The organism is Janthinobacterium sp. Mn2066 (genome assembly GCF_049319705.1).
Taxonomy (GTDB): Bacteria; Pseudomonadota; Gammaproteobacteria; order Burkholderiales; family Burkholderiaceae_D; genus Janthinobacterium.
On sequence record NZ_JBMOUF010000010.1, the window covers coordinates 225,766 to 242,323 of the forward strand.

Genomic DNA, 16,558 nt, shown 5'->3' on the forward strand with positions numbered 1-16,558 from the left:
TTTGTCTGCGGGCGCCCTGCTCACGCAGGCAAGCTCCAGGTCCGCATGCCATCAGCACCGCGCACCTTGCGGCTATGGTGCTCGATACTCATTAATATGCCGGCGCCCAGGCCCAGCGTCAGCAAGGCCGTACCACCGTAACTCATGAACGGCAGCGGCACCCCAACCACAGGCACGATGCCACTGACCATGCCCATGTTGACGAAGGCATAGGTAAAATAAATCATGGTCATGGCCCCCGCCAGCAGCCGCGTAAACAAAGTCGGCGCACGCGAGGCGATGACCAGGCCGCGCCAGATCAGCAGCAGGTACAACACCAGCAACGCCAGGTTGCCGGCCAGCCCGAACTCTTCCGAGAATACGGCGAAAATGAAATCGGTCGTGCGCTCGGGCAGAAATTCCAGATGCGTCTGCGTACCATGCGTCCAGCCCTTGCCAACCGCGCCGCCTGAACCGATGGCGATCGTCGACTGGATAATATGAAAACCCTTGCCCAGGGGGTCATGATACGGGTCAATCAAGGTCAGCACGCGTTCGCGCTGATAGTCGTGCAAGAAGGGCCACATCACGGGCAGGCTGGCGCAAGCCAGTAGGGCCAACGCCGCCAGCGCCTTCCACGACAAACCCGCGAGAAAAATCACACAGGCGCCTGCTGCGACCACCAACAGCGCGGTGCCCAGGTCAGGCTGGCGCGCAATCAGGCCGACCGGGATCGCCAGCAGCAGCGCGGCCAGCACGTACACTGGCCAGCGCAGATACCCGGCCTGGCGCTGGAAGAACCAGGCCAGCATCAGCGGCATGGCGATCTTCATGAATTCAGATGGCTGCAACTGGATGCCGATGGTGATCCAGCGGCGCGAACCGCCCTTGATCGTGCCGAACAGCGCGACGACGACCAGCAAGCCCACCGCCAGCATGTAGACGGGCGCCGCGAGACGCTGCAGCATGGCTGGAGGGATATTCGCCGCCATCCACATCACCAGGAAAGCCACCACGATATTGCGTAGCTGGTCGTTGACACGGCCCGGTATCGCCAGCCCGGCCGAATACAAGGTCACCAGCCCCACCGACAGCAGCATCACGATGATGATGGTCAGCGGTATGTCAAACACCATCAGGTGCGGACGCATCCGCTGCCACAGCGGGCGTCCGCCTGCCGCCATCACTGTGCACCACCAGCCGGCGATGCCGGCGCCGGCCGCACGATACGGTTCTGTTCAGCCTGGGCCGCGAGTTCTTCGTGCCGCGCCACCTGCAGCCACACCATGCGCGCCATGATCAGTACCAGGCCGGCGACAATCAGCAGCGCCAGCGCGGCCAGGCGGCGCCGGAAGCGGCGGATGTCCAGATCGCCGGCCATCAGGTCTGCACCAGCTTGCGGTGGCGCTGGATGCTCATCAGGATGCCGGCCGCCACGCCCAGGGTCAGCAGCGCGGTGCCGCCGTAGCTGAGGAAAGGCAACGGCACGCCGACCACCGGCACGATGCCGCTGACCATGCCCATGTTCACGAAAGCGTAGGTAAAGAAAATCATGGTCAGCGAACCTGCCAGCAGGCGCGTGAAAAAGCTGGGGGCGTTGGCGGCGATCATCATGCAGCGCCCTATCAGCAGCAGATACATCAGCATCAGGATCAGGTTGCCGATCAGGCCAAACTCTTCCGAATACACGGCGAAAATGAAGTCGGTCGTGCGTTCCGGGACGAATTCCAGGTGCGCTTGGGTGCCATGCGTCCAGCCCTTGCCCGTCATGCCGCCCGAGCCGATGGCAATGATGGACTGGATGATATGGAAGCCCTTGCCCAGCGGGTCCTTGGTCGGATCGATCAGCATCATCACGCGGTCGCGCTGGTAGTCATGCAGATGCGACCAGACGATAGGCAAGCTGCAGACTGCGGCCAGCAGCAAACCCGCCATGACTTTCCACGACAGGCCAGCGAGAAAAATCACGGCAAACCCTGCCGCCACCACCAGCAAGGCCGTGCCCAGGTCAGGCTGGCGCGCGATCAGGTAGACCGGCACCAGTAGCAGTACGGCTGCCGCGACAAAGGACTTCCAGCGCAACGCGCCGGCACTGTGCTGGAAAAACCAGGCCAGCATCAGCGGCGAGGCGATCTTCAGGAATTCGGACGGCTGGATATCGATCACGCCGATATGCAGCCAGCGCCGCGCACCGAGCTTGATGGTGCCGAACAGGGCTACGGCCACCAGCAGCAGCACCGAGACCGTATAGGCCGGCACGGCGATGCGCATCAGCATTTGCGGCGTGACATTGGCCGCCAGCCACATCACGAAAAAGCACAGCAGGATGTTGCGCAGATGGTCTTCGATCTTGCCGGGGATGCCGATACTGGCGGAATACAAGGTCACGAGGCTGGTCGCCAGCAGCATCAGGATGATCACCATGAGCGGCAGGTCGAACACCATCAGATAGGGCTTGGCGCGCCGCCACAGCGAGCGCCTTTCGTTAATGGACATGGATTTCCTTATTGCCTGGCAGGCGCCGGGGCAGCCTGCTCGTCATTGATTTCTTCGAGGGTCCGCACTTCGTCGACGTCTTCCTTCGGCACCTTGGTAGTGTCTTTTTCCTTGTCGCTAGGACGCTTGCCCAGCAGGTAGTAATCGAGCGCCTTGCGCGCGATCGGGGCGGCCACGCCGGCGCCGAAACCGGCATTTTCCACCACGATGGCAATCGCGATGCGCGGCTTGTCGGCCGGCGCGAAAGCCGTGAACAGGGCGTTGTCGCGCAGGCGTTCGGCCAGCAGCTTGGCGTTGTACTTCTCGTTTTTCTTGATGCCGACCACCTGCGCCGTCCCCGTCTTGCCGCCCACCGTGTATGGCACGCCGGCAAAGATGCGCGCGGCCGTGCCGCCCGCTTCGCTGGTCACGCCGACCATGGCCTTCTTGATGACGTCGATATTTTCCTGCTTGAGCGGAATGCGGTAGCTTTCCTTCGGCACCGTCAGGGTGCGCGCATGCGTGCCGCCATCCTCGATGATTTTCACCAGATGCGGCTTCATGACCACGCCGTTATTGGCCAGGTTGGCCACCGCGTGGGCAATCTGCAGCGGCGTGTAGGAGTTGTAGCCCGAGCCGTTGCTGACCGAGATCGTGTCGCCGCCCTGCCATTTCTTCTGCGCCGCCGTCTTGAAGCGGTTGCGCTTCCATTCCGTCGATGGCAGCACGCCCGTCTTTTCATTACTCAGGTCGATGCCCGTCAGCTGGCCGAAGCCGAACGGCTTCATGAAGTCGTGGATGGCGTCGATGCCCATGTCGCGGCCCAGCTGGTAGTAATAGGTATTGCACGACACGACGATGGATTTATGCATGTCGACGATGCCGTGGCCACCCACCTTATCGTCGCGGAACATATGCCCGCCCAGCATGAAGTAGCCGGGATCGACGATGGACTGGCTGGGCGTGCGCTTGCCCAGTTCCAGCGCGGCCAGCGCCATGAAGGGCTTGAAGGTCGAGCCGGGCGCGTAGGTGCCGGAAATCGGCCGGTTCACCATCGGCCGGTCCAGCGAGGTATTCAAGTCGTTCCAGCTTTGCTGGTCGATGCCATCGACGAACAGGTTGGGATCGTAGCCGGGCTTGGAAACATAGGCCAGGATATCGCCGGTTTCCGGATCGATCGCCACGGCTGCGCCGCGCCATTCGCCGAACGATTCTTCCAGCACCTTTTGCAGTTCGATATCGATCGACAGGATCAGATTGCTGCCGGGGATGGCGGCCGTGCGCGACAGGGTACGCATGGCGCGCCCGCCGGCCGACACTTCCACCTCTTCATAGCCGGTGGTGCCGTGCAGCTGCTTTTCATAGCTTTTTTCCAGGCCTTCCTTGCCGATATGGTCGGTGCCGTTGTAGTTGGCGGCGTCATCGCCCTCTTCCAGCGCTTTCGATTCATTGCGGTTGATACGGCCGATAAAACCCACCACATGCGAGGCGATCTCGCCCATCGGATACTGGCGGAACAAACGCGCCTGCACTTCAACACCCGGGAAACGGAAGCGCTGGGCCGTGAAACGGGCCACTTCTTCATCAGTCAGGCGCGTACGCAGCGGCACGCTGACGAAATTCTTCGATTCTTCCAGCAGCTTCTTGAAACGCCGCCGGTCCTTGATGTCGACCTGGATCAGGGTCGACAGCTCATCGATCACGGAATCGAGGCTGGCACTGAGTTTCGACGGCGTGATTTCCAGCGTATAGGCCGAATAATTGCGCGCCAGGACCACGCCATTGCGGTCCAGGATCAGGCCACGCGTGGGCACGATGGGCACCACGGAGATGCGGTTATCCTCGGCCTTGGTCGCATAGTCTTCGTGCTTGATCACCTGCAGCCAGATGAAGCGCGCCAGCAGCAGCGAAAAGCAGATGAAAACCAGCACGCCCAGGGCCGTCAGGCGCATGCGGAAAAAATGCAGTTCGCGCTCGGTGTTCTTGATTTCAGTCATGGCTGGGCGAGCGCTTAAATCGGCCGGTTATGATCGCGGTCCACGGCACGGCGCTGCGGCGCCAGCAAGACCCAGGTAATCACCGGCCACAGGATCACGGCCACCAGGCTTTCGATGAAATTGAGCCAGCCGGGGAAACGCCCGGAAACGATCAGCCGCGTCACCATCTGCAGCAGCTGCGTCAGCAGCAGCAGCGGCAGCACGTGCAAGGCCTGCGTCATGACGGGGAACCACAGCACGCGGCGGTGCATCATGATGGCGAAGTAGGACAGCAAGGTGTAGGCCAGCGCATTCTCGCCCATCAGGGTCGAATCATGCACGTCCATCATCAAGCCCATGAAGAAGGCCACGCCGATGCCGACCTTACGCGGCTGGTGGATACCCCAGAAGACCAGCACCAGCGCGACGAAATCGGGCACGCCGATAGTTTGCCCCCATGGCAACAGGTTCAGCAAAAATGCGCAGAGCAGGCTGAAACCGATAAAAATCGGGCTGACCGGCAGCAGGATGTAATGCGGGCGGTTCATGGTGTCGTTTCTTTCGGTGCTGCATTAACGGGCGCAGGCGCGGGTTTCTGTGCTGGCTGCGGCGCCGGCGCTGCCGGCGTCCTGGCTGCCGTATTCGCCGGGGCATTGGCAGCGGCATTGGCTGGCGCATTGGCCGCAGGCGCGGCCGGCGTCGCCGCCGTATCCTTGATCGGCGCCATCTTGCCGGCAATCTTGCGGCCCGTCTTGATGTCTTCCGCCGGTGGGCGCGGGGGAATCTGCGGCGACGTCATCAGGATCAGCAACTGGGTATTGCGCTCGATGCCTGCCAGCGGCTGGCACACCACGCGGCCAAACGGTCCATGCGCATTGCGTTCGACCAGGGTCACGCGCGCCACCGCCAGGCCGGCCGGATACAGGCCATCGAGGCCCGAGGTAATCACGATGTCGCCGATCTGGATATCGGCGCTGGGCGCCGTGAAGCGCAATTCCATGGTGCCGGACTTGCCGCGGCCATAGGCCACGCTGCGCACGCCATTGCGCAGCAGCTGCACCGGTATCGCCTGCTCTTCATCGGTCAGCAAGGTCACTTCCGACGTAAACGGGAACACGCGCGTCACCTGGCCTACCACGCCCAGGTTGTCGATCACGGGGCGGCCCAGTTCAACGCCATTTTGCGTACCGCGATCGAGCACGATCTTGCGGGTGGCAGCGTCGCGCGTGTCGTACAGGACTTCGGCCAGCATGGTCTTGACGGGCACGCGCTCGCGCGCATCCATCAATTTACGTAAATGATTGTTCTCGACCAGATTCAACTGCGCCTGCTGCAAGAGCTGCGCCGAGGTGATCTGTTCCTGTTTCAGGTCGCGTACCTGTTTTTCCAGCACGGACAGCGAAGAAAAATAATTGCCCACGCCCTGGGCCACATCGCGCGGCATCAGGGCCAGCATCTGCACCGGATACAGCGCCGTACCGACCGCCTGGCGCACGGCGGTCAAGGCGTGCATGCGTGAATCGACCAGCAAGAGGGCGATCGAAATGCCGGCGAACACCATCATCTTGACGCGGGCAGAGGCGCCTTGTTTGAAAAGTGGCGGAGGACTGTATTCCATGACATCCAATAATCAGGCGCAGTGCGCCAACGTACAGGCGCCGCTCAAACGTCGGCGCCAAAACCCAAAAAAGGCCGGAAATACTTCTCCGGCCCTTCTGTCAGATTATTCGTAGGAGAAGATCGAGCCGAGCTTGTCCATGCGCTCCAGCGCCATCCCGGAACCGCGCACCACGCAGGTGAGCGGGTCCTCGGCCACCAGCACCGGCAGGCCGGTTTCCTCCATCAGCAAACGGTCCAGGTCGCGCAGCAGCGCGCCGCCACCGGTCAGCATCATGCCTTTTTCGGCGATGTCGGCGCCCAGTTCCGGCGGCGTCTGTTCCAGCGCGTTCTTCACGGCCGACACGATGTTGTTCAGCGGGTCGGTCAGCGCTTCGAGGATCTCGTTGCTGGAAATGGTGAACGAGCGCGGAATGCCTTCGGACAGGTTGCGGCCCTTGACTTCCATTTCCTTCACTTCCGAGCCAGGGAAAGCCGAACCGATGGCCTTCTTGATCGCTTCGGCCGTCTGTTCGCCGATCAGCATGCCGTAGTTGCGGCGGATGTAATTGACGATGGCTTCGTCGAACTTGTCGCCGCCGACGCGCACCGAACCTTTGTAGACCATGCCGCCCAGCGAGATGATGCCCACTTCGGTGGTACCGCCACCGATATCGACCACCATCGAGCCGGTCGCTTCCGAGACCGGCAGGCCGGCGCCGATCGCGGCAGCCATCGGCTCTTCGATCAGGTAGACCTGCGATGCGCCGGCGCCCAGCGCCGATTCGCGGATCGCGCGGCGCTCGACCTGGGTCGAACCGCATGGCACGCAAATGATGATGCGCGGCGATGGACGGAAGAATTTCGAGTCGTGCACCATGCGGATGAACTGCTTGAGCATCTGCTCGGTCACGGTGAAGTCGGCGATCACGCCATCTTTCATCGGGCGGATGGCTTCGATATTGCCCGGCACCTTGCCCAGCATCTGCTTGGCTTCCTTGCCGACTGCCTGAATGGTCTTTTTGCCATTCGGACCGCCTTCCTGGCGGATTGCAACAACGGACGGCTCGTCCAGGACGATGCCCAGGCCGCGTACATAGATCAGGGTGTTGGCCGTGCCCAAGTCAATGGCCAGATCGGTGGAGATATACCTGCGTAAAAAACCAAACATGAGTGTCCTGTAGCGCATCGAGCTGCGCAAAAGCTGTTTATAGGGAGTTTCAAAGCGGGCGCTTTCCGGCCCCTTAAAAATCCGATAAGGCGATTTTTCCGGGTTTCACTTGGCGCTTGCGCAATCTTTTCTATGCTGCGGCAGCAGTCCATCAGCGCCGACAACGCATTAACCCGCCATTCTACCTTATAATTTGAATGCGATTTGCTCAAAAACCATGGAAAAGTGCGAGTCTTGCGGCCGCGAGTTACGCGGCATTCCAGAGTTTTTGTGAGCAAAAGAGCAGTAAATACCCGCGTTTTATCAAAACGCTAACTTAATATTATCTGCGCGGCACTCCGCGCCATTCGACATGTCCCTGACACTATCCGACGTAAAACGCATCGCCCATCTGGCACAACTTGACATGGCCGACGAGCAGGCGACGGCGTCGCTTGAACAATTGAACAAAATTTTTGCCTTGGCCGAACAAATGCAAGCCGTCAATACGGATGGCGTCGCCCCGCTGAGCCACCCGCTGGCCGCCCACATGGACAAGATCGCCCTGCGCCTGCGCGAAGACGTGGCCACCGAACCGAATCGCCGCGACGACTATCAGACCGTGGCGCCGAAGGTGCAGGACGGCCTGTATCTGGTGCCGAAGGTCATCGAATAATCGATACGCCGCGATACGCCGCACCTCGATACCCTCCTTCGCCGAACAGACTAGATTAGATTAGAACCGCCATGCATACAAAATCCATCAAACAGCTGTCCACGCTTTTGCAGAACAAGGAAATTTCCGCCGTAGCCCTGGCGACGCATTTCCTCGACCGCATCGAAGCGGACAGCTCGAACGCCTTCTTGCACGTCGACCGTGCGCTGACCCTGGCGCAAGCGGCCGAAGCCGATGCGCGCATCGCCAACGGCACGGCTACCCCGCTGACGGGCGTGCCGATCGCCCACAAGGATTTATTCGTGACCAAAGGCTGGCGCACCACGGCCGGCTCAAGGATGCTGGGCAATTACGTCAGCCCGTTTGACGCCACCGTGGTGGAAAAATTCCTGGCGGCCGGCATGGTCAGCCTGGGCAAGGTCAACTGCGATGAATTCGCCATGGGCTCCGGCAATGAAAACTCGGCCTTCGGCGCGGTCAGGAATCCGTGGGACCACCAGGCCGTGCCTGGCGGTTCGTCCGGCGGTTCGGCCGCCGCCGTGGCTGCCGGCCTGACGCCAGCGGCTACCGGCACCGACACGGGCGGCTCGATCCGCCAGCCCGCCGCCTTTTGCGGCATCACCGGCATCAAGCCGACCTATGGCCGCGTCTCGCGCTTCGGCATGATCGCGTTTGCCTCGTCGCTGGACCAGGGCGGCCCGATGGCCCGCTCGGCCGAAGACTGCGCCCTGCTCTTGAGTGCCATGGCCGGCTTCGACGAGCGCGATTCCACCAGTCTGACGCCGGAACAGGGCGGCGTGGCGGAAGATTTTTCGCGCGAGCTCGATCAACCATTGACGGGCCTGCGCATCGGCGTGCCGCGCGAATACTTCGGCGAGGGTTTGTCCAAGGATGTGGAAGCGGCCGTGCGCGGCGCGCTGGCGCAATATGAAAAGCTGGGCGCCACCCTGGTCGACATTTCGCTGCCCAACACGGCGCTGTCGATTCCGGCCTACTACATGATCGCCCCGGCCGAAGCATCGTCGAACCTGTCGCGCTACGACGGCGTGCGCTATGGCCACCGCGCCAGCGAGTACAAGGACTTGCAGGACATGTACAAGAAGAGCCGCGCCGAAGGTTTTGGCGCCGAAGTCAAGCGCCGCATCCTGATCGGCACCTATGTGCTGTGCCACGGCTACTACGACGCCTACTACCTGAAGGCACAAAAAATCCGCCGCCTGATCGCGCAGGATTTCGAAGCCGTGCTGAATGGCCCGAACGCCGTTTGCGACGTCATCATGGGACCGGTCGCACCGACCGTGGCCTGGGACCTGGGCGACAAGACGGACGACCCGGTCGCCAACTACCTGGCCGACATCTACACCTTGTCGACCAGCCTGGCCGGCTTGCCTGGCATGTCCATCCCTTGCGGTTTCGGCACGGGCGAAAAGAATAGCGCCCGCCCGGTGGGCCTGCAAATCATCGGCAATTATTTTGCCGAAGCCAAGCTGCTGAACGTCGCCCACCAGTTCCAGCAAGTGACGGACTGGCATACGCGCAGCCCTGCAGGCGTGTAAAAAGCAGACCAAGAACAGATTCGCGCCGCCCAGGCGGCGCCACCAAAATTAAGCGAGAACACTATGCAATGGGAAGTCGTCATCGGTCTTGAGAACCACGTGCAGCTCACGACCGACTCAAAAATTTTCAGCGGTTCGCCGATCAAGTTCGGCGCCGATGCCAACACCCAGGCCAGCCCGGTCGACCTGGCCCTGCCAGGCGTGCTGCCGGTAATGAACAAGCAAGCCGTCGACCGCGCGATCCGCTTCGGCCTGGCCGTAGGCGCCACCGTCGCGCCGCAATCGGTCTTCGCGCGCAAGAACTATTTTTACCCTGACCTGCCGAAGGGCTACCAGATCAGCCAGTTCGAAGACCCGGTCGTGATCGGCGGCGCGCTGACCTTCGGCTACGAAAAAGATGGCGAGTTCGTCACCAAGACCGTCAACCTGACGCGCGCCCACCTGGAAGAAGACGCCGGCAAATCGCTGCATGAAGACTATGCGGGCATGAGCGGCATCGACTTGAACCGCGCCGGCACGCCGCTGCTGGAAATCGTCTCGGAACCGGAAATCCGCAGCGCCGCCGAAGCCGTGGCCTATGCCAAGGCGCTACATTCGCTGGTGATGTGGCTGGGCGTTTGCGACGGCAACATGCAGGAAGGCTCGTTCCGCTGTGACGTCAACGTGTCCGTGCGCCCGGTCGGCCAGAAGGAATTCGGCACCCGCTGCGAAATCAAGAACCTGAACTCCTTCCGCTTTATCGAAGAAGCGGTGCACGTGGAAGTGCGCCGCCAGATCGAGCTGATCGAAGACGGCGGCAAGGTCGTGCAAGCGACCCGCCTGTACGACCCGGACCGCAAGGAAACGCGCGAAATGCGCAGCAAGGAAGACGCCCAGGATTACCGCTACTTCCCGGACCCGGACCTGCCGCCGCTGACCATCTCGCAAGAATGGATCAACACGGTCAAGGCCTCGATGCCGGAACTGCCAGCGGCCATGCGCGCGCGTTTCGTCAGCGAATACGCGCTGCCGGAATACGACTCGCTGGTGCTGACGCAATCGAAGGCGATGGCGACCTACTTCATCGCCGTGGTGGAAAAAGCCGGCAAGGAAAACGCCAAGGCCGCCGCCAACTGGCTGATGGGCGATGTCGCATCGACCCTGAACCGCGAAGGCGTGGATCTCGATAACGCGCCCGTCTCGGCCGCCCAGCTGGCCGCGCTGCTGAAACGCATTGCCGACGGCACGATTTCCAACAAGGCCGCGAAAGAAGTCTTCGCCGGCATGTGGGAAGCCAAGTCGTCCGACGACAACCTGGTCGACACCATCATCGATGCCAAGGGCCTGAAACAGATCTCGGACTCGGGCGCCCTGGAAGCCATCGTCGATGAAGTGCTGGCAGCGAACGCCAAGTCGGTCGAGCAGTACCGCGCCGGCAAGGAAGCAGCGATCAACGCGCTGATCGGCCAGGCCATGAAGGCCTCGAAAGGCAAGGCCAACCCGGCCCAGCTGACGGAACTGCTGAAAGCCAAGCTGGCGGGCTGATCACCGCCTGAAAATAGAAAGGACGCTGCGGCGTCCTTTTTTTTCGTCTGAACGAACGACTCATAAACAATCTTGTCTGGTTCTCTAGCCTGAATTAAGAAGCTTTTTGGCAGTATTGAAAATTAAAGTATACATTTCTGTCTACAACGATTAATCTAGCCATATTGAAATTCCAGCAAGAGGAAAAACAACATGGCCAAGACTTCCGCCATTCCAAAACCCACGGCAGCCGAGCTCGACCTGCTGCAAGCACTATGGCCCCTGGGCGCGGCCACGGCCAAGCAGGTGCATGAGGCGATGGCGCTGGCCAAGCCGGCCATCACGTACGGCACGGTGCTGCGCCTGATGCAGATCATGCATGGCAAGGGCTTGCTGATCCGTGATGAAAGCCAGCGCTCGCACGTGTATGCACCGGCCCAGGCGCAAGACAGCCTGCAGACCAATCTGCTCAAGGAACTGATGCAGAAAGCCTTTGCCGGTTCGGCCAAGGCGCTGGTGCTGGCGGCGCTGCGTACTGGCGTGTCGCGCGCCGAGCGCGAGGAAATTGAAAAAATGCTCAAGGATGAACAATCATGAGCGCCCTGGTACAAGCGCTGGGCTGGACCCTGCTGCACTTCCTGTGGCAAGGCTTGCTGATCGGCTGCGCCACCGCGCTGGCCTGGGCAGCCCTGCGCAACGCCCGCCCGGAAGCGCGCTACGCAGTCGGCTGCGGCGCCCTGCTGGCCTGCCTGTGCTGGCCAGCGGTAGGGCTGTCCCTGCGCCTGGCCAGCGGCGACGCCGCCAGCGCTGCGTTTGCCGGTCCCTTGCTGTCCACAACACTGCTGGCGCCCGAAGGCTGGCCCGGCCTGCACACCGCCCTGAGCGTCATCGTCAGCGTGTGGGCACTGTGCGCCGCCGTGCTGGCCTTGCGCATGGCGCTGGGCATGCTGTGGATAGAACGCAGCGCCAGCCGCACCGGCGTCACGCACGCCGCGTGGCAAACACGCTTGTCGCAGATGGCGCAAGCAGCCGGGGTGACGCGCACCGTGCGCCTGCGCATACTCGATGGCATCGCCAGCCCTGTCACGGCCGGCGTCTGGCGCCCGGTGGTGCTGGTGCCCGCCTCGCTGATCACGGGCATGCCGCCCGACCTGCTGGCGGCGCTGCTGGCGCACGAACTGGCGCACATCCGCCGCCACGATTACCTGTTCAACCTGCTGCAAAACGCCATCGAGGCGCTGCTGTTCTTCCACCCTGCCGTCTGGTGGATTTCACGTGGCGTGCGCATCGAGCGCGAACACATTGCAGACGATTTCGCAGCAAGACAACTAGGCGAACCGCGGCGTCTGGCTCTTGCACTTTCGGAACTGGAACGTCTCCAGTTCTCAACCCACCACCTGGCCCAGGCGGCCAACGGAGGAGATCTTATGTCACGTATCAAACGATTGCTGCGCCCCGCACCACAAGCATTGAACTGGAAAGCAGCCGTGCCGCTGCTGGCCCTGGCCGGCGCCTGCCTTGGCATCTACGGCCAGGCCGTCGCCGCTGCCAGCGCACCGGTCGTCACGCAAAAAGCCATCATCGACTTTGGCGTATGCGCCAAGCCTGTTTATCCTGCCGCATCGATACAGGCCAAGGAAACCGGCACCGTCACCCTGTCTTTCGATGTCGCTACCAGCGGCAAGGTGCAGGGCTCGAGCGTGGTCAAGAGCAGCGGCCATCCTGCCCTCGATGAAGCGGCGCGCAGCGGCATCGCCAAGTGCATCTTCAAGCCGGCACTGGCCAATAGCAAGCCAGTCGACTCCAGCGTGCAAATACAATACGTCTGGACCCTGGATTAATCTGAAAGCGGCGGCATCGCAGCGCATCACGGCAACGATGCCGCCGCCCACTTGCAGGTATGATCATGGATTCTTCCACGCCCTGAACATGCCATGAAAAAAATCAACACCGGCCTGGTTGGCTACGGCTTTGCCGGCGCCACCTTCCACGCCCCCGTCCTGTCTACCGTCGATGCCCTCGAACTGACGGCCGTCGCCTCCAGCAAACCTGAGCTGGTGCACAAGGACTGGCCGCAAGCGACCGTGTACGCCGATGCGGCGCAGCTGTTTGCCGATCCGGCGATTGAACTGGTGGTGATCGCTGCGCCCAATGAAGCGCATTTCAGCCTGGCGCAGGCAGCCCTGCTGGCAGGCAAGCACGTGGTGGTGGACAAGCCCTTCACGATTTCCAGCGCCCAGGCGCAAACCCTGATCGACCTGGCCAATGAACGCAAGCTGGTGCTCAGCGTGTACCATAACCGTCGCTGGGATGGCGATTTCCTCACCTTGAAAGCGCTGCTGGCCCAAGGCACGCTGGGCCGCATCGCCAGTTTCGAATCGCATTTCGACCGCTACCGCCCCGAGATCCGCCAGCGCTGGCGTGAATCCAGCGCGCCGGGTGGCGGCTTGCTGTACGACCTGGGGCCGCACATGCTGGACCAGGCCATGCAGCTGTTCGGCACACCGGAAAAAATCTACGCCGATATCGCCCTGCAGCGCGATGGCGCGCAAGCCATCGACTATATGCACCTCGTGCTGTACTACGACCGGCTGCGCGTGGTGCTGCAGGCGGGCTGCCTGGTGAAAGCACCCACGGCGCGCTTTGCCGTGCATGGCGATAAAGGCAGTTTTGTGAAGTTTGGCCTCGACCCGCAGGAAGACGCCCTGAAGGCGGGCGGCAAGCCGGACCAGCCAGGCTGGGGACAAGACCCCGTGCGTGGCGCGCTGCACCTGGGCACCCAGCCCGATGGCCAGTTCGACCATTTGCCCATGCAGGCCGGCCGCTACCAGGATTTTTACCAGGGCATGGCCGACGCCATTCTTCGCGGTGCGCCCGCACCGGTAGCCCCCGAAGACGCACTGGCGACGATACGCCTGATCGAGCTGGCCTTGCAAAGTGCAGAAGAAGGCCGCGTGGTCGATGTCAGCTGAATTCAGCTGACCAGGAAAGCCAGCACCACCGCGCCCAGCGCCAGCATGGCAAGCGAGCAAATGAACACCAGCTCGCCCCACCATTCGTAGCGCTGGCGCGCCTGGCCGGGGCGCAGCGACATGAAGGACAGCACGGCGCTGACCAGAAACAGCAAGGCATCCGCCGCCAGCAGCTTGTCGACCAGCACCCGCAATTCACCGCGCGGCCCCAGGTGGCCGATCGACAGCACCGTCATGCACACGCCGATCATCGTGGCCGAGGTGGGCAGGATATGCGCCGACAAGCCCCGTTCGCGGGCCTTGTCGTCTTTGTCCGAGATCGGAGTTAGCCCTGATTCGTCCCTGCGGGCCATACCAGCTCCACGCGCGCCGAACTGCCGGCCTTGACTTCGACTTGACGTTCCAGCGTCTTGCCGGCCAGGCTGGCATGCAGGCGATAGCTGCCCGGCGCCAGCCGCGCCAGCAGGTACGGCCCGCTGGCGGTTGTCTGCAGCACCAGCGTGCCCTTGGCGTCGCGCACTTCCAGCTTCACGTCGGAAGCAAATTGCGCGCGGCCCGCCGCCTGCACGGAAAACACCAGGCTCAATGGCCACTGCCGGCTGGCGTTCTTGATGGCCGTCGATTCATCGAGGCCGATGCCGCCGCTTAAATACTCGACCGCGCCGCTTTTATGTATCGGCGGCAATGCGCTGTCGGCCTGCGCCTGCACCGCGCCGCCCCACAGCAATCCTGCAACCAGCATTGCCGCCGCCAGACCCGGAGTACTACCGCTGTCATGTGCCATGTCACCCTCCATCAGTTCACTGTATCAAGATAAAAAGCGCAGCTTAGGACGAACTTAGTTTACTCCCCCTGCGGCGTGGCGGGTGAAAGGAATTTTTCCATCCAGTCCAGGATGCCGGCAAAGATGGTCTCGCGATTGATCTCATTGAAATTTTCATGGAAATTGGCCGGATACAGGTGGTAGTCGAGCAGATCGTCCGGCACGCTGCGCAGCATGGCTTCGGTGGCACGGCTGCTGGCCAGCTTGTCGTCGCCGGCCACCACCGCAAACAGCGGGAAAGTCCAGCTGGACAGGCCGCCAGACAGGGCTTTTTGCGCCGTCGTCAGGGCGTGGGCGAAGCGCACCGACACTTCACTGGCGCGGATGCCGTCGCGCTCATCCTGGAAGTGGCGCGCGGTGATGGCCTGGTCGTGCGTCAGCAGCATGGTCAAGTTTCCTAGCGGCACTTTCATGGTGGGAAAGCGGCTGGCCAGCCAGCCGGACAGCATCTGCAGCACTTTCGGCACGGGAATCGCATTCACATAGTAGGGCGAAGAGATGATGAAGCCGGCAATCGCCGGATCGCCCGCAAAGCGGTGCAAGCCCAGGTGCGTGGCGATCAGGCCGCCCATCGAGTGGCCCATGACGAAGATGGGCAAGCCCGGATACGTTTGCCTGACCCAGGCCAGGAATAGCTCGGCATCGTCGAGAAAAGTCTCGAACGAAGGGATATCCACCTTGCGCTGGCCGTTGTGGCCCACCATGTCGAAGCTGACGGTGGCGATGCCGTGCTGGCGAAAATACAGGGCTGGCGTGACGTAGTCTCCGGCATGCGCCATGCCGCCGTGCAGCGCCAGGATCACGGCGCGTGGCGGTGTTGGCGGCTGCCAGATATGAATCGGGCGCTCGACCTGGTCGCTGCAGCGCAAAGTATCCATCCTGTCTTCTGAAAAACGCATCTTGGCTCCTGTTTTCCCCGTCACGCCTTCAGGTGGTCGATCAACTGGCGCGCATACAGGGGTAGTTCACTGAACTGGCGCACGCAAATGGTGAGATTGCGTACCGACCAGGGATCGGATAATTCCAGGCAGCGCAGCGCCATCGTCTGCTGGCAGCGGCGCGCCGCCGCCAGCGGCACCACGCTGATGCCCACGCCATTGGCCACCATGCGGCAGACGGCATCGAAACTGCGCAGGCGCACCCTGACTTTCAAGGGGCAGCCCGCGCGCGCCGCGTGCGAGATCAGGTACTGCTGCATCGCGCTGTCATCGGCCAGGCCGATGAAATCGTGGTCGAGCACCGTGGCGAAATCGACGGCGCCATCCTGGCCGATGGTGCGGTGATGCAGGCCATCATCGGCAGCGATCACCACCAGGCGGTCGGGCCGGAACAAAAAGGTTTGCAAGCCGCGCATGTCGACCGAATCGGAGACGATGCCCATGTCCGCCAGCCCTTCCGCAACGGCCTTGACGATATCGTAGCTGAGGCGCTCTTCCAGGTCGACCGTCAGGTTGGGATGGCGGTCCAGGAAAGTACCCAGCGCCTCGGGCAGGAATTCGCTGAGCGCCGCCGTATTGCACAGCAGCCGCAACTGCCCTTTCAAGCCGCGCGCAAACTCACCCAGTTCGCCGCGCATTTTTTCCATCTGCTGCAACACCAGGCGCGCATGGTGCAGCAAGGTTTGCCCCACGGGCGTGGCTTCCACGCCGCGCCGGCCGCGCAGCAGCAAGGGCATGCCCAGCGCCTCCTCCATGCCGCGCACGCGCGCACTGGCCGACGCCAGCGCCAGATGGCTGCGTTCGGCGCCCGCCGTCAGGCTGCCCGCTTCCACCACGTGCACGAACAATTGCAAATCGACCAGATCAAACCGCATGACGCCTCCTTCGGCACATCTTATCAGCCTATGGATTTC

17 protein-coding genes are annotated in these 16,558 nt (G+C 62.2%); 6 read left to right on the forward strand and 11 right to left on the reverse strand.

Features of this window, described 5'->3' with window-relative positions; all coding sequences use genetic code 11:
• Positions 1-20: 20 nt before the first annotated feature.
• The 7 genes from rodA (ACL9RI_RS20440) to ACL9RI_RS20470 form a co-directional block, all read right to left on the reverse strand.
• The gene (rodA, locus tag ACL9RI_RS20440; RefSeq protein ID WP_422728318.1) at positions 21-1,163 is read right to left on the reverse strand and encodes a rod shape-determining protein RodA; all 1,143 of its coding nucleotides are present in this window, start codon (positions 1,161-1,163) and stop codon (positions 21-23) included.
• Entirely contained in the window at positions 1,163-1,360 is a 198-nt protein-coding gene (locus tag ACL9RI_RS20445; RefSeq protein WP_422728319.1) for a hypothetical protein, read from the reverse strand. The genes rodA (ACL9RI_RS20440) and ACL9RI_RS20445 overlap by 1 nt, the downstream gene beginning before the upstream one ends.
• A complete protein-coding gene (gene rodA / locus ACL9RI_RS20450) occupies positions 1,360-2,475 on the reverse strand; it encodes a rod shape-determining protein RodA (protein WP_422728320.1) in 1,116 nt (371 codons plus the stop codon). Before rodA (ACL9RI_RS20450) ends, ACL9RI_RS20445 begins: the two co-directional genes overlap by 1 nt.
• An 8-nt stretch (positions 2,476-2,483) precedes the next feature.
• On the reverse strand, positions 2,484-4,451 hold the full coding sequence (gene mrdA / locus ACL9RI_RS20455; protein WP_422728321.1) for a penicillin-binding protein 2: 1,968 nt from the start codon (positions 4,449-4,451) through the stop codon (positions 2,484-2,486).
• A gap of 14 nt (positions 4,452-4,465) precedes the next feature.
• The gene (gene mreD / locus ACL9RI_RS20460; RefSeq protein WP_422728322.1) at positions 4,466-4,978 is read right to left on the reverse strand and encodes a rod shape-determining protein MreD; all 513 of its coding nucleotides are present in this window, start codon (positions 4,976-4,978) and stop codon (positions 4,466-4,468) included.
• On the reverse strand, positions 4,975-6,048 hold the full coding sequence (gene mreC, locus ACL9RI_RS20465) for a rod shape-determining protein MreC (RefSeq protein ID WP_422728323.1): 1,074 nt from the start codon (positions 6,046-6,048) through the stop codon (positions 4,975-4,977). Before mreC ends, mreD begins: the two co-directional genes overlap by 4 nt.
• Before the next feature lie 105 nt (positions 6,049-6,153).
• The gene (locus ACL9RI_RS20470) at positions 6,154-7,197 is read right to left on the reverse strand and encodes a rod shape-determining protein (protein WP_010393186.1); all 1,044 of its coding nucleotides are present in this window, start codon (positions 7,195-7,197) and stop codon (positions 6,154-6,156) included.
• A gap of 352 nt (positions 7,198-7,549) precedes the next feature.
• Here ACL9RI_RS20470 and gatC point away from each other — a divergent pair, with 352 nt between their 5' ends.
• The 6 genes from gatC to ACL9RI_RS20500 all read left to right on the forward strand — a co-directional run bounded on the left by gatC (position 7,550) and on the right by ACL9RI_RS20500 (position 13,883).
• Positions 7,550-7,852: an Asp-tRNA(Asn)/Glu-tRNA(Gln) amidotransferase subunit GatC gene (gene gatC, locus ACL9RI_RS20475; protein WP_183680306.1), complete on the forward strand. Its 303-nt coding sequence runs from the start codon at positions 7,550-7,552 to the stop codon at positions 7,850-7,852.
• Positions 7,853-7,923: 71 nt separating this feature from the next.
• Positions 7,924-9,408: an Asp-tRNA(Asn)/Glu-tRNA(Gln) amidotransferase subunit GatA gene (gene gatA / locus ACL9RI_RS20480; protein WP_422728324.1), complete on the forward strand. Its 1,485-nt coding sequence runs from the start codon at positions 7,924-7,926 to the stop codon at positions 9,406-9,408.
• An 18-nt stretch (positions 9,409-9,426) separates the two neighbouring features.
• The gene (gatB, locus tag ACL9RI_RS20485) at positions 9,427-10,932 is read left to right on the forward strand and encodes an Asp-tRNA(Asn)/Glu-tRNA(Gln) amidotransferase subunit GatB (protein ID WP_422728364.1); all 1,506 of its coding nucleotides are present in this window, start codon (positions 9,427-9,429) and stop codon (positions 10,930-10,932) included.
• A gap of 192 nt (positions 10,933-11,124) precedes the next feature.
• The gene (locus ACL9RI_RS20490; RefSeq protein WP_422728325.1) at positions 11,125-11,508 is read left to right on the forward strand and encodes a BlaI/MecI/CopY family transcriptional regulator; all 384 of its coding nucleotides are present in this window, start codon (positions 11,125-11,127) and stop codon (positions 11,506-11,508) included.
• Entirely contained in the window at positions 11,505-12,752 is a 1,248-nt protein-coding gene (locus ACL9RI_RS20495; RefSeq protein ID WP_422728326.1) for a M56 family metallopeptidase, read from the forward strand. The genes ACL9RI_RS20490 and ACL9RI_RS20495 overlap by 4 nt, the downstream gene beginning before the upstream one ends.
• Before the next feature lie 93 nt (positions 12,753-12,845).
• The gene (locus ACL9RI_RS20500) at positions 12,846-13,883 is read left to right on the forward strand and encodes an oxidoreductase (RefSeq protein WP_422728327.1); all 1,038 of its coding nucleotides are present in this window, start codon (positions 12,846-12,848) and stop codon (positions 13,881-13,883) included.
• Positions 13,884-13,885: 2 nt separating this feature from the next.
• Here ACL9RI_RS20500 and ACL9RI_RS20505 read toward each other — a convergent pair whose 3' ends face one another.
• The 4 genes from ACL9RI_RS20505 to ACL9RI_RS20520 are packed head-to-tail and all read right to left on the reverse strand — an operon-like array spanning position 13,886 to position 16,519.
• A complete protein-coding gene (locus ACL9RI_RS20505; RefSeq protein ID WP_422728328.1) occupies positions 13,886-14,236 on the reverse strand; it encodes a hypothetical protein in 351 nt (116 codons plus the stop codon).
• A complete protein-coding gene (locus ACL9RI_RS20510; RefSeq protein ID WP_422728329.1) occupies positions 14,209-14,667 on the reverse strand; it encodes a carboxypeptidase regulatory-like domain-containing protein in 459 nt (152 codons plus the stop codon). The genes ACL9RI_RS20505 and ACL9RI_RS20510 overlap by 28 nt, the downstream gene beginning before the upstream one ends.
• A gap of 59 nt (positions 14,668-14,726) precedes the next feature.
• Positions 14,727-15,605 carry an alpha/beta fold hydrolase gene (locus ACL9RI_RS20515; protein ID WP_422728330.1) on the reverse strand — a complete coding sequence of 293 codons (879 nt, stop codon included), beginning with the start codon at positions 15,603-15,605 and terminating at the stop codon, positions 14,727-14,729.
• A 20-nt stretch (positions 15,606-15,625) separates the two neighbouring features.
• Entirely contained in the window at positions 15,626-16,519 is an 894-nt protein-coding gene (locus tag ACL9RI_RS20520; protein ID WP_422728331.1) for a LysR substrate-binding domain-containing protein, read from the reverse strand.
• Positions 16,520-16,558: the final 39 nt, after the last annotated feature.